Consider the following 12900-nt stretch of genomic DNA (forward strand, 5'->3'; position numbering starts at 1 on the left):
ACCCGCCCGAACTGTCAGGAGATAGCCAGATGAAGACCATGACCTGCCGCCAGCTGGGCGGACCGTGCGACCTCGCCCACCGCGGCGAGACCCACGACGACGTCATCAACGCGCAGGACCAGCACCTCAAGCAGGCCGAGAAGGACGGCGACGCCGCCCACCTGCCGGCCCGCAAGGAGATGAAGGGTCGCTGGCGCCACCCGAAGAAGTCGCTCGGGTGGTACCGCCAGATGCAGTCCGACTTCGCCGCCCTGCCCGAGGACTGACCAAGCGGCGGCAGCCGAGGGGTCAGCGCGAGCGGCGGTCCGCCAGCAGCCAGGCGGCACCCGAAGCCACCGCCGTGACGCCGAGCACCGACGGCCAGGTGCCGACCTTCTTCGCCAGCGGGTGCGAGACACCCATCGCGGTCCAGTAGGCGGCGCTCAGCCCGACGGCGAGCGGCGCGCCGCCGACGGCGTACCACTGCCGGGCCGCGACCACGTTGGCGCCGAGCATCGCGGCACCGCCGAGTGGGCGTATGCCGGTCTGCTGGGCGACTGCGAAGCCGCCGACGAGGCCGGCGGCGAGCAGGGGAGCGGTCGGGACGCGCGTCAGGTCAGGCACACAGCGAGCCTAGCCAGCCCTCAGTTGTGGCCGACGCGGCCCTTGCTGCCGGCGGCCCAGCAGACCGTGCCCACGCAGTCGATGGCGTGGTAGCCCTTCCGGCTCGTGCGCTTCCACGTGCGCCCGCCGTCGGTGGTGATGCTCGATCCGATCGACCCGTCGTAGTCGCCGGTCGCGACGGCGTACCTCGTGCCGCGCAGGAAGGCGACGTCCTCGCCGACGTGGGAGAGGTCGCCGCCCGTGGTCCAGGTCCGGCCGTCGCGGGTGTAGGCCGTCGTGTCCTCGGTGTCGTCGGCCTCCGCGAAGTCGCCACCGACCGCGATGCCCACCCGGGGCGAGGCGAACGCGCCCGCGAAGCCGCCGGCCGCCTCACCGGCCGGGATCCCCGAGGCGACCGCCGTCCAGGTCCGACCCCGGTCGTCTGAGCGCATGACGCGCGACTTCTTGCCCCCGGTGATCAGGAACGCCGACCTGCCGGAGGTGACGAGGCAGTCGCCGCTGGCGGCGAAGCCGAACTCGTCCTTCGAGCGAGGCATGCCCTTGTCCGGCAGCACCGACCACGAGCGGCCACGGTCGTCGGTGGCGAGGATGCGCAGCTTGCCGCCGACCGGGTCGCTCACCGCCAGTCCGTGCCTGCCCTTGCCGTAGAACGCCATGCAGTCGTAGAACGCCTTCTCGTCGGTGTTGCGGAACGACTCGTCCCACGACGCGCCACCGTCGGTCGAGCGGTAGATGCGGGACGCCTCGCCGGGGCCGATCGCGAGCACGTGCGCGACCGAGCCGTGCACCTCGACGTCGCGGAAGGACAGGCCCTCGGTGCCGTCGGGGCTGACGTCGGTCCAGGTCTGGCCCCGGTCGTTCGTGCGGAAGACGCGGGCCGGCCCGTCGTCGGTGAGGCTCTCGCCGGTGACCCAGGCCTCGCGCTTGCTCACGGCCTCGAGGCCGCGGAAGTTCTGGTCGGCGTCGACGACCGTCTCGCTCCAGCCGTCGCGGAACGGGTTCGGCCCGGCGGCGGCCTCCGGCTGGGCCGCCGTGCTCGCGGGGAGGCCGAGCGCCAGGGCGGGGATCGTGAGGAGGGCAGGGATCAGGGCAGGGACTCCGAGTCGTCGCATCCGGTCACCTTCCACCCGTGGTGCCGACCGTGTCCAGACCCGTCGCCACCTGCAAGGACGCGCCTTGCGGCAGCGGATCGTCCGGAACCCGGTCTAGCGTCGGGGGATGAGCACTCCCGACCACGAGATCTGGGTCCCGCCGCCGTGGGAGCCGCCCATCGACGGCACCGAGGCCGAGCACCTGACCGGTGCGCTCGGGCGGATGCGGGCGACGCTGAGGTGGAAGGCCGACGGCCTCGACGACGCCGGTCTCCGGCACCGACTGCCCTCGTCGTCGTTGTCCCTCGGCGGCCTCCTGCGCCACCTCGCGTTGGCCGAGGACTACTACCTGACCACCAAGCTGCGGGGTGAGGAGCTCGTCGAGCCGTGGCGCTCGCTCGGGCACGACGACACCGACGAGTGGGAGTTCGAGGCCGACCACTTCACGGCGGCCGAGACGTACGCCGTCTTCGACGAGGCCGTCGTCCGCAACACCCGGCGCATCGACGACGCGCTCGCCGAGGGCGGTCTCGACCTGGTGGCCCACGTCGACGACGGCAACGGCAACCACCCGCGGCTGCGAAGGCTCCTCGTCGACCTGCTCGAGGAGTACGCCCGGCACACCGGACACGCCGACCTGCTCCGCGAGGCCGTCGACGGGCGCGTCGGTGAGGACCCGCCCGAGGACTGGACCCCCGCCTGGCTCGCGTAGTCGTCCTCCCGTAGTCGTCCACAGGCGCCGAGCGCCGCGGTTTGGCGGGCGTCGCGGCGGGGCATCCACCACACATGTCGACCTACCATGTGGAGCCCGATGAGCTCCGCACCACGGCGAGCGACCTGCGGTCCGCCGCCAGGGACGCCCGCGACGCCGACGCCAGGGACGCCGTCGACGAGCTCGCCGGTGCCCTCCCCGGCAGCAGCACCGCGAGCGTGATGCCGGAGCTCGCGACCGCGTGGGACGAGGGCATCACGGCGTGGGCGTCGTCGGTCGGCGACTTCGCCGACGGGCTCGACGCGGCCGCCGCCGACGCCGAGGCGGCCGACGCCCGGGCGCAGGCGTTCCAGGAGTGGCTGCGCACGTTCCTCGGAGGCGGGTCGTGAGCATCACCTTCGGCCGGCTCCGGTCCTGGCGCTCCGCAGGCGTGAAGGCCGCGAGCGACGAGCTGCGGGTCGACGTGCTGGCGCTGGAGAAGGCCCGCGACGTCGTGGAGTCCGACGCGGTCCCTGACGGGTGGACCGGCCTCGGCCGTTGGGCTGCCTCCGCGCGCCAGGCGGCGCTCGTCGCCCAGATGACGCGCCACATCGAGGGACTGGCCGACTTCGAGCGCCAGGTCTACGCCCAGATCGGTCCGGTCACCGCGATCGAGCAGGCCGTGCAGGACATCCTCACCGACGCCGCGGCCCAGCAGCTGGAGGTCGACGCGTCCGGCACCGTCAGCGACGTCGCCCCGAGGCCCACCTTCGACAACCGCTTCGAGGCGCAGGAGCACCAGGCGAGCCGGCAGCACGCCGTCGACGCCCTGGCCACGCGGGTGGGCGACGTCCTCGACGAAGCCTACGCCGTCGACTCGGCGCTGATCGCCGCACGCCCGCACGGGTCGTTCAGCGACGACGGACCCGACTACGTCGTCGACCCGGAGGTCGAGCGCGACTGGGCCTCGATGTCCGACGACGAACGCCGCCGGGTGCTCGAGCACATCGCGGAGCAGCAGGCCCGCGACGCGGGCGTCGACGACTTCGAGGTCCGTGTGGAGGACCTCGAGGACGCGGACGGCGACGGCAAGGACGACGACCCGACCACCGACTCCCGCGGCAGCTGGAGCGAGGGTGACCGCGTGCTGCGCATCGACGAGGGCAACCTCTCCGACCCGACCATCCTCGGCACCGTGGCCCACGAGGTCCGGCACGCCCAGCAGCACAAGGAGGTCGACGACCTGCCCTGGTGGTGGTGGGAGGACTACGACGGTCCGCCCGGCGTCAGCGAGGCGGAGGTCGAGGAGTGGCGCGACAACTTCGACCACTACCAGACCACGAAGGACGACGGCTACGACGCCTATCGTGACCAGGCTGTCGAGAAGGACGCCCGCGAGACCGGCGGCGCCTACCTCGACGACCTCGACGGGGACGACCTCGACCGGATCAGGGAGGAGGCGCGATGAGCACGCACATCGAGCCCGGCGGACCCGCGCTGTCCGACCTCGCCCTCGTCTGGGCCCGCACCCGTTCGGCCTCGGACCTGGCGGCGCTCCGCGACGCTGTCCGCCGAACGCCTGGCTTCGACCCCGGTCTCGACGTCGTCGACGCCGTCGCCCCTGCCCTCGCCCGCGGCGACCACTCCGAGGCGGCCTCGGTCGTGCAGCGCCTGATGCCCAGCGCCTTCTTCTCCCCGTCCGCCCACGCGGCGCTCGCCGCCGCCCACGGCGGGCTCGGTGACGACGCCCGCGCCCGGGCGGAGCGGGGCCTGCAGGCGCTGGCGATCGAGTCGATCCGCAGCACCGGCGACGGCACCCGCGAGCACCCGTGGAGCGTGCTGCGCATCAGCGACGAGTACGACGTGCTGCGCGCCGGGCGCCGCACCTCGCAGCAGCAGACCCTGGTCGCCGTCGACGGCGGGTCGCTCGACCACCACGTGTGCGACGACGGCAGCGAGGCGTGGTTCGACGTCAGCCGGCTGGTCCGCGCATGAGGCGTGCGCTCCCGCTGGCGGCGGCGCTGGCGGTCGCCGCGCTGGCGCTCGCCGGGTGCTCGGACGACTCCGGCGGTGCCATGACCGACGGGGTCGACACCGGGTCGGGAGACGTCGTCGAGGTGCCGGGCGTGCCCTTCACCGGCGACTCCGCAGCGCTGAGCCCCGACGGGTCGCGGATCGCGGTGCCGTGCGACGGCGAGCTGTGCCTGTGGTCCACGGCCGAGGGCACCCTCGACGACCGGTGGGACGGGGGCGGCGTGGTCGCCTGGGGCACCGGCGGGCTCGTCGCGACCGACCGGGTCGATGGCGGGACCGTCTCGGTCGTCCTCGTGGACGACGCGACCGGCGACGAGGTCGGCACGGCCGAGGCCTACGACGCCGAGGTCGTGCAGGACGGCCCGGGCGCCGGGATGCGCGACCTCGAGTTCTCTCCCGACGGCCAGACGCTCGCCGGTGCGGGTGCCGACGGCGTCCTACGCCTCTGGTCCGTGGACGACCCGACGGACGTGACCGAGCTCGACCCGGAGGGCGAGGCGCCGGTGGCCGTCGCCTTCAGCTCCGACGGGTCCGCGCTCGCCGTCGCGTCCTCCGACGCCCCGGTCACGGTCTACGACGCCGGGTCCGGGGCCGCCCTCGGACAGCTCGACGCCCCACCCCAGGGACACGTGGCCTGGGGGCCGGACGACGCCACGCTCGCGACGTCGTCGTTCGCACTCGACGAGCAGGCGGCGCTGACGGTCTGGGACGCCGAGACCTACGAGGAGGAGGCGTCGTCGTCGGTCGCCGCCGACCACCTGGCCTGGCTGGGCTCCGACGGTGTGGTGGCGAGCGTGAAGGACGAGCCCGACGTGCAGGTCTGGGACTGGCGCACCGACGACGTGAAGCCGCTCGCCGGCGCCACCGACACCCCGCGGGCCGTGCTCGTCGCGCCCGACGGCTCGCGCATCTACGCAGTGAGCCCTCGCGACGGCGTCCTCGCCTGGCCGGCATCGGGTGGCGACGCGACCACGTTCGAGAAGCAGGAGGAGTGACGTGCCGGGACCGGAGGGCTTCGACTACGAGGTGCGCGGCGGCGAGGTCGTGATCTCGCACCACGGCCGCCGCGCGACGGTGCTGCGCGGCGCGGCGGCTGCGCGCTTCCTCGCCGACGTCGAGGACGACGACGAGCAGGAGCTGATGGCCAGGGTCACCGGCAACTACCGCCGCGGCAACGAGCGGACGGCGAAGAACCATCCGCGCAACGCGGGACGCTGACTAGCTGCTCGGCTCCGGGACGTCGACGTCGGGGATGTCGACGTCGGAGCACTTCACCTTGGGGTTGACGCCGAAGTAGTTCAGCGGCCCGGCGACGACGGTGAGCGCGATGTCGCCCGCCTCGGAGCAGTTGGTCCGGGTGTCCTCGAAGTAGCCGCGCTGGAAGGCGGCGAGCCCGCCGATGACGAGCCAGACCACGAGCAGGATGCCGATCAGTCGTCCCACAGGGACCTCCTCGTTCCTCACGGCCGGGCGGCCGTTCGTCGCGAGTGTGCGCCGAACGGCGTACGACCCGCCACCCTCCCAGGGGTAGGCGGGCCTAGGGTGGCCGCATGACCATCCTCGCTGTGGTGTTCGCGGTCCTGGCCGCGCTGCTGCACGTCTACATCTGGGTGCTCGAGGCCTTCCGGTGGACCGAGCCCTCGACCCGCAAGACCTTCGGCGTCTCCGAGGCCGACGCCCCGGTCCTGGCGCCGATGGCCTACAACCAGGGCTTCTACAACCTCTTCCTGGCGATCATCACGATCGTCGGCGTCGCCCTGCTTGGCGAGCAGGAGGACGTCGGCCGGGCGCTGGCGCTGGCCGGCACCGGTTCGATGCTCGGCGCCGCGCTGGTGCTCGTGACCCACGACCGGTCGATGGCGCGCGCCGCGATCACCCAGGGCACCCTGCCGGCGCTGGCCGTGCTCTTCCTGCTGCTGTCGATGTAGGTCCCGGGCTCGACCCGGTCGGCGCTACTGGCCGAGCCAGGTGTGGACCGAGGACACCACCGAGGCGCCCTCGCCGGTCGCCGACGCGACCCGCTTCATCGACCCGGCGCGGATGTCGCCGCCGGCGAAGATGCCCGGGACGGTGGTGGCCAGGTCCTCCGGCGGCACGCCCTCGGCCCAGTGCTCGGTCGGCACGTCGCGCCCGGTGAGGACGAAGCCGCGCTCGTCGCGCAGGACCGCATCCGGCAGCCAGCCGCACTCGGGTGCCGCGCCGAGGAGCAGGAACAACCCGCGCGCCTCGACCCGCTCCTGCGCGCCCGTGTCGACGTCCTCCATGTCGAGCCAGGCCAGCTGACCGACGTCGTCGGGGCCGCCGTCGACCACGCGGGTGCAGGGACGCACGGTGATGCGCGGGTTCCACTCGATCTCGTTGATGAGGTACGACGACATGGTGGCCGTGAGGTCCGGCCGGCGCACCACGAGCGTGACCGCGGAGGCGAAGCGCGCGGCGTGGATCGCCGCCTGACCGGCTGAGTTGCCGCCCCCCACGACGACGACGTGGTCGCCGGCGAGCTCGCGGGCGGCCGCCATCGCTGCTCCGTAGTAGACCCCGCGGCCGACCAGCTCCTCGAGCGACTCGACGCCCAGCCGGCGGTAGTCGACCCCGGTCGAGACGAGCACCGTCCGGGCGTGCACGTCGCCACCGTCGGTGTGCACGACGTGGTGGTCCCCGTCCGCGCACCGCGAGATCCCGGTCGCCGGCCAGCCGGTGAAGAAGCGGGTGCCGAACCGCAGCGCCTGCCCGCGGGCGCGCTGCGCCAGGCGCATGCCGGAGATGCCGCGCGGGAAGCCGAGGTAGTTGCGGATCATCGAGCTGGTGCCGGCCTGGCCGCCGATGGCCTCGGCCTCGAGGCAGACGGTGGACAGGCCCTCGCTCGAGGCGTACACGCTGGCGGCGAGCCCGGCCGGGCCCGCGCCGACCACCACGAGGTCGACGACCTCGTCGAGGTCGATGGAGTCGGGTCGGCCGTAGAGCTGGTTGGCCAGCGACCGCACGTCGGGGCAGTGGCCGCACCACCCGGACAGTGAGGACACGACCGGCCATCGGCCCTCGTCCTCCGGGCAGTTCGCCATCACCTCGCGGCCCACCTCGCTGTCGGGGTGGTGCACGCCGGCCGGCATCCCGACCCGGGCGAGGTAGTCGAGCAGGTCGCGCGTCAGGCCGTCCTTCTCGGGCGTGATGATGCGGACGTTCTCCACCACCGGTGCGGCGACGGTCGCGTTCCACTCGTTGAGCAGCTCGCCGACGGCGAGGTGGAACTCCTCGTCGCGCGGTCCCTGCGGCATGAGCAGCAGCGCGTCGACCTTGCCGGCGGCGACGGCATGGCGGAAGGTCTGGTTGTCGTCGCGGAACCGGCTGACGTGCGTGACGATCAGCCGCCGCGCGGTCGGGACGGCCTGCCGGGTGCCGCCGATGAGCTTGTAGAGCGTGTCCTGCTCCTGGTCGGTGTCGACGACGAAGAGCGCCACCTGGTGCCCGGTCGTGAGCAGGTGCTTGGCGGTCGCCTTGGCCGTGGCCTCGTCGGACGCCATGCGGACGTCGTACTCGCGTTCGTAGCGGGCGAAGGCCTCGCCCAGCTCGGTCGTGTGGTGGGTGGAGGCGATGACGATCGCGGGCGCTCCCATGCCACGAGCCTAGTGGCGGACAGGGTCGCCGCCAGCCGCGTGTCAGCCGGTGAGGTTGTGCACGTAGCACCACCGCCAGGACTCGTCCCGCTCGGCGGACTCCACCACGGGATGCAGGCTGTCGTGGAAGTGGGCGGTGGCGTGCTTGCCGATGGAGGAGTCGCAGCAGCCCACGTTGCCGCAGGTGAGGCACTGCCGCAGTGACACCCAGCGGGTGCCGTCGGCCAGGCAGGTGGCGCAGGCCGGCTCGTCGACCGTGTCGACCGCGGGGTGCTCGTCGAGGTCGTCGCAGGTGCGGCCGCCGGCGAAGGAGAGGCTCCCGGAACGTACGCCGGCGCGCGCCGCCGAGCCGGCGTCGAGCATCGACTCCTCGATGTCGAGCATGCCGAGCACCTGGCTCACGACCTCCGACGGCACCTTTCCCTTGCCGCGGACGAGCAGCACCTTGGCGCGCTCGGCCTCGATCATCTCGCCCCGGATCCGGGCGTAGAGCTCCGACGGTGTCTCCTCGCCGTCGGTGGTCGCCAGCTGCTCCCAGGCGGCGAAGGTGCGCTGGTCGACGCGGGCCCGCACCTGCTCGGCCACCCCGTGGTGGTCGACGTACTCCAGCTCGTCGAGGCGCTTGAAGCCGGCGTCCGCGGCCTGCTGGAGCAGGCCGGCGCGGGCGAGGGCGTCCTCCGCCGGGTCGGGCGCGGGTACGTCGAGCAGCCGGGTCATCAGCGGCAGCGTCAGGCCCTGTGCGAGCAGGGTGCCGGCCACGACGGTGAACGCGACGAGGAGCAGCACCTCGCGGTGGGGCGCGTCCTCCGGGATCACGAACGCCGCGGCGAGCGTGACGACGCCGCGCATCCCGGCCCAGCCGATGAGGAAGCTCCACGACGCCGGGATGGGGTCGCGCCGCCGGAGGAAGCCGGTGGCCTGCATGTAGACGAGGCGTACGACGACGACGGTCAGCAGGGTCGCGAGGCAGACGAGCGCGATGCGGCTGTTGGGCAGGCTCGACTCGTGGACGTCCTGGAGGATCCAGTCGAGCTGGAGGCCGATGAGGAGGAAGACGGTGTTCTCCAGCACGAAGGCGACCGTGCGCCAGGTGATCCGTTCGGTGATGCGCGACTGCGCGGTCTGGATGATCGGCGCCTTGTGGCCCAGCAGCAGGCCGGCGACGACGACCGAGATGACACCGGAGGCGTGGATCTCCTCCGCCACCACGAACGCCGCGAACGGCGTCAGGAACGAGATCGCGGTGTCCATCAGCGGGTCGCGGATGCGATGCCGGAGCTTGGCGACGAGGAGGAAGAAGCCGACGCCGATCAGGACGCCGCCACCGGCGGCGACGACGAAGTCGCCCGCCACCGCGGTGATGGCCACGCCGCCGGACAGCGCGGCGATCGCGGTGCGGAGGGTGACGAGGGCGGTTGCGTCGTTGAGCAGCGACTCACCCTCGAGGATCGTCACGACGCGCCGCGGCAGCCCGATGCGCCGGGCCACCGCCGTCGCGGCCACGGCGTCCGGCGGTGCGACGACGGCTCCGATGGCGATCGAGGCCGCCCAGCCCAGGCTCGGCACCAGCCAGTGGACGACCGCGGCCACCGCGAACGTCGTGACGAGGACGAGCAGGATCGAGAGCCGCAGGATCGTGCCGCGGTTGGCGTTGAAATCGACCAGCGAGGTCTGGATCGCCGCCGCGTAGAGCAGCGGTGGCAGCAGCCCCAGCAGCACGACCTCCGACTCGAGGTGGATCGTCGGGACGCCGGGGACGTACGCCGCCGCGGCGCCGACGACGACCAGCAGGAGCGGCGCCGGGATGCGCAGCCGCTCGCTGACGGCGGTGGCGGCGAGCACGACGGCTGCCATGGAGACGAGCAGCAGGGCGAGTTCCACCGGGTGATTCTTGCCCCTCGCGCCCCGCTGGTCGAGGAGGTCGTCCACGGCGAGATGAGGGGATGGGTCAGTGCACGACGTCGTAGCGCTGCAGGATGATCCCGTTGCCGTAGGCCGCGTGCTCGACGAGCTCGAGCTTGGTCTTGTCGCCCTCGCCGAAGAGCTTCTTGCCGCTCCCGAGCAGCAGGGGGAAGACGAGCAACGTGTATCGGTCGACCAGGCCGGCGGCGGCGAGCGACTGGGCCAGGCGGGCGCTGCCGTGGACGTGGATCTCGCCGCCGTCGGTCTCCTTGAGGGCCGCCACGTCGTCGAGGGACCGCAGGACCTGCACGGTGCCCTCGCCCCACGGCACGGTCTCGCCGGACAGCGTGGTGGAGACGACGTACTTGGGCATCGCGTTGTAGGTCGCGAACTCCTCCATCGACGGCCACACGGGCGCGAACTCGTCGTAGGACTGCCGGCCGAACATGAGCGCGGTGGCCTCGCCCATCTCCCGGCCCTTGATCTCGTAGGCCGCCTCGTCGAACTCGACTTCCTTGAAGGTCCAGCCGGCGTGCGGGTGGTCGCCGCCTCCGGGGGCCTCCATGACGCCGTCGAGGGAGACGAACGTGGTGATGACGATGGGGCGCATGGGTGGATCCTCTCGCGATCGGGGCGGGTCAGGAAGCGAGCAGGTCGTCGATCTGGTTGATGGCCTGGGTCGACCCCTCGACGGCGCCCATGTCGAGCACCTTCTGGAGGGACTCGGCGTCGGCGTAGGTCGCGAGGAAGGTGGCCCGCGTCGTGCCGTCGACGTCGGCGAAGGCGAAGACCTGGCTCGACTCCGGCATCTCGGGGTTGGCGGTGAAGGAGTCGTCCACGGCGAAGCCGTCCTTGAAGGTGAAGCTCGTCGGCCGGTCGACAGCGGCGATGTCCCAGTAGGCGTAGTACTTCTCGCCCTCGGGGCTGGTCATGTAATAGTTCATCCGCCCGCCCGGGACCAGGTCGTGGTCGACGAAGGTGGCGGGGTAGCCCGGAGGACCCCACACCCGCTCGAGCTGGCGCGGGTCGGCGTACACCTCCCACACGCGCTCGACGGGCGCGGCGAAGTCGGCGGTGATGGTCAGGGTGAGGGCGTCGAGGTCGTGCTGGACGTCGGTGACAGGCATGGGTTCGGTCCTTCTCTCATCGGTCGGTCGGGTCGGGTCGGTCGTCGTGCTTCTGGTCGTGCTTCTGGTCCTGCTCCTGGTGCTCGGCGAACAGCTCGTCCATCCGCGAGATGCGGCCGCGCCAGAGGGCTTCGAGGTCGGTGAGCATCGCCCCCACCGACCGCACGGCCTCCACGTCGCCGCTGGCCAGGGCCTCGCGACCCTGCCGACGCTTGGTCAGCAGGCCCGCGCGCTCGAGCACCGCGACGTGCTTCTGGACGGCGGCGAAGCTCATGTCGTAGCTGCGCGCCAGCGCCGAGACGGAGTGCTCGCCGGACAGCACGCGCCGCAGGATGTCGCGGCGCGTCCGGTCGGAGAGCGCGTGGAACCAGGCGTCCGCCCGGTCCTCTTCCGTCTGGCTCATGGGACTAATATACAACCAACTGGTTGTACGTTGTCAAGGGAGTCACCCACCCGGGTGGGCCTGGCTGCGGAAAAGGCCGGATCAGCCGGAAGTCGGAGTAATCTCGGCCGCTGGTGCGCTGCTGCGCACCGCTTTCGAGAGAAGTGGGGCACCGCCCGATGCAGAGGCTCGTGGAAGGACTCCGTCTCGGGGACCGCTACGTCCTGCAGGCGCGCATCGCCTCCGGCGGCATGGCCGACGTGTGGCGCGGGCTGGACGACGTGCTCAAGCGCGACGTCGCGGTGAAGGTCATGCGCGCCGACCCCGACAACGAGGAGATCTTCGCGGAGCGGTTCCGCGACGAGGCCCTCCACTCCGCTGCCCTCCTGCACCCCAACATCACCACCGTCTTCGACTACGGCGAGGACGACCACCTCACCTACCTGGTGATGGAGCTCGTCCAGGGGCTGCCCCTGTCGGCGATCATCCGCGAGCAAGGTGCGATGCAGCCCGACCCCGTGCGGTCGATCCTCGGCCAGGCCGCGCTCGCGCTCGGCACCGCCCACGAGGCCGGTGTCGTCCACCGCGACGTGAAGCCCGCCAACATCCTCGTGCGCGAGGACGGCCTGGTGAAGCTGACCGACTTCGGCATCGCCCGCGCGATCGACACCATCGGCCACACCCGCGTCGGCGAGATGCTCGGGACGCCCAACTACATCAGCCCCGAGCAGGCGATCGGGCAGCAGGCCACCGGTGCCAGTGACCTCTACGCCCTCGGCGTGGTCGCCCACGAGATGCTCACCGGCAAGCGGCCCTTCGACCGCGGCACCCCGATCGCGACCGCGATGTGCCACGTCAACGAGCCCCCGCCGCCGCTGGGCGACGAGGTGCCCGAGGACCTGCGCGACGTCGTGGCGAGCCTGCTCGAGAAGGACCCCACCGATCGCCCGGAGAACGCCCTCGCCGTCGCCGTGCTCCTGGGCGTCGCCCCGGCCGAGCTCGCCGACGTCGACGTGGACCTCGCCTCCGGCGTGCCCAGCGGCGGCTACGTCGTCCTGCCGGTCACGCCGCTGACGCCGTCGACGCCCCTCGAGGCCGTCAAGCCGGCCGACCGCGCGCCCCTCGACCTCCCCACCATGGCCGCCGCGCCCGAGGAGCTCCTCGACTGAGGTCCCCCGGGTCTTCGTGTGCCGTCCCGACGGGCGGTGGCCCAGCCACATTCCGCGCCCTTGGGTTCAAGGTCTGGATGCAACACCTTGTGATGAAGGGGTGTTTTGTGATGGCGGCTCGGCGGGTGTTTCCGCAGCAGGTTCGTCGTGAGTTCTGGTGTCTTGTACGCGGGGGGCTGACGGTCGCGGAGGCGGCGCAGAGGGTTGGCGCGTCGCGGTTCGCGGGGATGGATTGGTACCGCGAGCGTGGTGGGGTGATGCCCCCGTGTGATCCGCCGGCGAGACTC

At 72.3% G+C, this 12900-nt stretch carries 17 protein-coding genes; 9 read left to right on the top strand and 8 right to left on the bottom strand.

What is annotated here, in order from left to right; translation table 11 throughout:
• The first annotated feature begins 29 nt into the window (after nt 1-29).
• Nucleotides 30-266 (top strand): DUF1059 domain-containing protein, encoded by a 237-nt coding sequence (locus tag ACXJKB_RS17770; RefSeq protein ID WP_300048329.1) that lies wholly within the window; start codon nt 30-32, stop codon nt 264-266.
• 22 nt (nt 267-288) lie between these two features.
• Here the strand turns inward: ACXJKB_RS17770 and ACXJKB_RS17775 are convergent, their stop codons facing one another.
• Together ACXJKB_RS17775 and ACXJKB_RS17780 are read right to left on the bottom strand one after the other, a co-directional pair.
• The gene (locus ACXJKB_RS17775) at nt 289-603 is read right to left on the bottom strand and encodes a hypothetical protein (RefSeq protein WP_457190689.1); all 315 of its coding nucleotides are present in this window, start codon (nt 601-603) and stop codon (nt 289-291) included.
• A 20-nt stretch (nt 604-623) separates the two neighbouring features.
• A complete protein-coding gene (locus ACXJKB_RS17780; RefSeq protein ID WP_457190691.1) occupies nt 624-1715 on the bottom strand; it encodes an oxidoreductase in 1092 nt (363 codons plus the stop codon).
• A gap of 106 nt (nt 1716-1821) precedes the next feature.
• Here ACXJKB_RS17780 and ACXJKB_RS17785 point away from each other — a divergent pair, with 106 nt between their 5' ends.
• The 6 genes from ACXJKB_RS17785 to ACXJKB_RS17810 all read left to right on the top strand — a co-directional run bounded on the left by ACXJKB_RS17785 (nt 1822) and on the right by ACXJKB_RS17810 (nt 5637).
• A complete protein-coding gene (locus ACXJKB_RS17785; protein ID WP_457190693.1) occupies nt 1822-2406 on the top strand; it encodes a mycothiol transferase in 585 nt (194 codons plus the stop codon).
• Nucleotides 2407-2480: 74 nt separating this feature from the next.
• Entirely contained in the window at nt 2481-2795 is a 315-nt protein-coding gene (locus ACXJKB_RS17790) for a hypothetical protein (protein ID WP_457190695.1), read from the top strand.
• The gene (locus tag ACXJKB_RS17795) at nt 2792-3853 is read left to right on the top strand and encodes a hypothetical protein (protein WP_457190696.1); all 1062 of its coding nucleotides are present in this window, start codon (nt 2792-2794) and stop codon (nt 3851-3853) included. Before ACXJKB_RS17790 ends, ACXJKB_RS17795 begins: the two co-directional genes overlap by 4 nt.
• Complete coding sequence (locus ACXJKB_RS17800; RefSeq protein ID WP_457190698.1) at nt 3850-4380, top strand: DUF4919 domain-containing protein; 531 nt, start codon at nt 3850-3852, stop codon at nt 4378-4380. The genes ACXJKB_RS17795 and ACXJKB_RS17800 overlap by 4 nt, the downstream gene beginning before the upstream one ends.
• The gene (locus ACXJKB_RS17805) at nt 4377-5414 is read left to right on the top strand and encodes a WD40 repeat domain-containing protein (RefSeq protein WP_457190700.1); all 1038 of its coding nucleotides are present in this window, start codon (nt 4377-4379) and stop codon (nt 5412-5414) included. The genes ACXJKB_RS17800 and ACXJKB_RS17805 overlap by 4 nt, the downstream gene beginning before the upstream one ends.
• A 1-nt stretch (nt 5415) precedes the next feature.
• Nucleotides 5416-5637, top strand: coding sequence for a hypothetical protein (locus tag ACXJKB_RS17810; protein ID WP_191193749.1), 222 nt, complete (start codon nt 5416-5418; stop codon nt 5635-5637).
• Here ACXJKB_RS17810 and ACXJKB_RS17815 read toward each other — a convergent pair whose 3' ends face one another.
• On the bottom strand, nt 5638-5862 hold the full coding sequence (locus tag ACXJKB_RS17815; protein ID WP_457190702.1) for a hypothetical protein: 225 nt from the start codon (nt 5860-5862) through the stop codon (nt 5638-5640).
• A 107-nt stretch (nt 5863-5969) separates the two neighbouring features.
• On the opposite strand from ACXJKB_RS17815, the gene ACXJKB_RS17820 reads away from it, so the two are divergent.
• On the top strand, nt 5970-6347 hold the full coding sequence (locus ACXJKB_RS17820; RefSeq protein WP_457190704.1) for a DUF1304 domain-containing protein: 378 nt from the start codon (nt 5970-5972) through the stop codon (nt 6345-6347).
• Nucleotides 6348-6371: 24 nt separating this feature from the next.
• Here ACXJKB_RS17820 and ACXJKB_RS17825 read toward each other — a convergent pair whose 3' ends face one another.
• The 5 genes from ACXJKB_RS17825 to ACXJKB_RS17845 all read right to left on the bottom strand — a co-directional run bounded on the left by ACXJKB_RS17825 (nt 6372) and on the right by ACXJKB_RS17845 (nt 11465).
• Complete coding sequence (locus tag ACXJKB_RS17825) at nt 6372-8033, bottom strand: FAD-dependent oxidoreductase (RefSeq protein ID WP_457190706.1); 1662 nt, start codon at nt 8031-8033, stop codon at nt 6372-6374.
• 42 nt (nt 8034-8075) lie between these two features.
• Complete coding sequence (locus ACXJKB_RS17830) at nt 8076-9914, bottom strand: Na+/H+ antiporter (protein ID WP_457190708.1); 1839 nt, start codon at nt 9912-9914, stop codon at nt 8076-8078.
• 67 nt (nt 9915-9981) lie between these two features.
• On the bottom strand, nt 9982-10545 hold the full coding sequence (locus ACXJKB_RS17835) for a dihydrofolate reductase family protein (protein ID WP_457190710.1): 564 nt from the start codon (nt 10543-10545) through the stop codon (nt 9982-9984).
• Nucleotides 10546-10573: 28 nt separating this feature from the next.
• Nucleotides 10574-11062 carry an SRPBCC family protein gene (locus ACXJKB_RS17840; protein WP_457190711.1) on the bottom strand — a complete coding sequence of 163 codons (489 nt, stop codon included), beginning with the start codon at nt 11060-11062 and terminating at the stop codon, nt 10574-10576.
• Nucleotides 11063-11078: 16 nt separating this feature from the next.
• Nucleotides 11079-11465, bottom strand: coding sequence for an ArsR/SmtB family transcription factor (locus ACXJKB_RS17845; protein ID WP_457190713.1), 387 nt, complete (start codon nt 11463-11465; stop codon nt 11079-11081).
• Between the two features lie 170 nt (nt 11466-11635).
• Between ACXJKB_RS17845 and ACXJKB_RS17850 the strand changes: the two genes are divergently transcribed.
• Nucleotides 11636-12613: a serine/threonine-protein kinase gene (locus ACXJKB_RS17850; protein WP_457190715.1), complete on the top strand. Its 978-nt coding sequence runs from the start codon at nt 11636-11638 to the stop codon at nt 12611-12613.
• The last annotated feature ends 287 nt before the right edge of the window (nt 12614-12900 follow it).

This window comes from Nocardioides sp. P5_E3 (genome assembly GCF_054049275.1).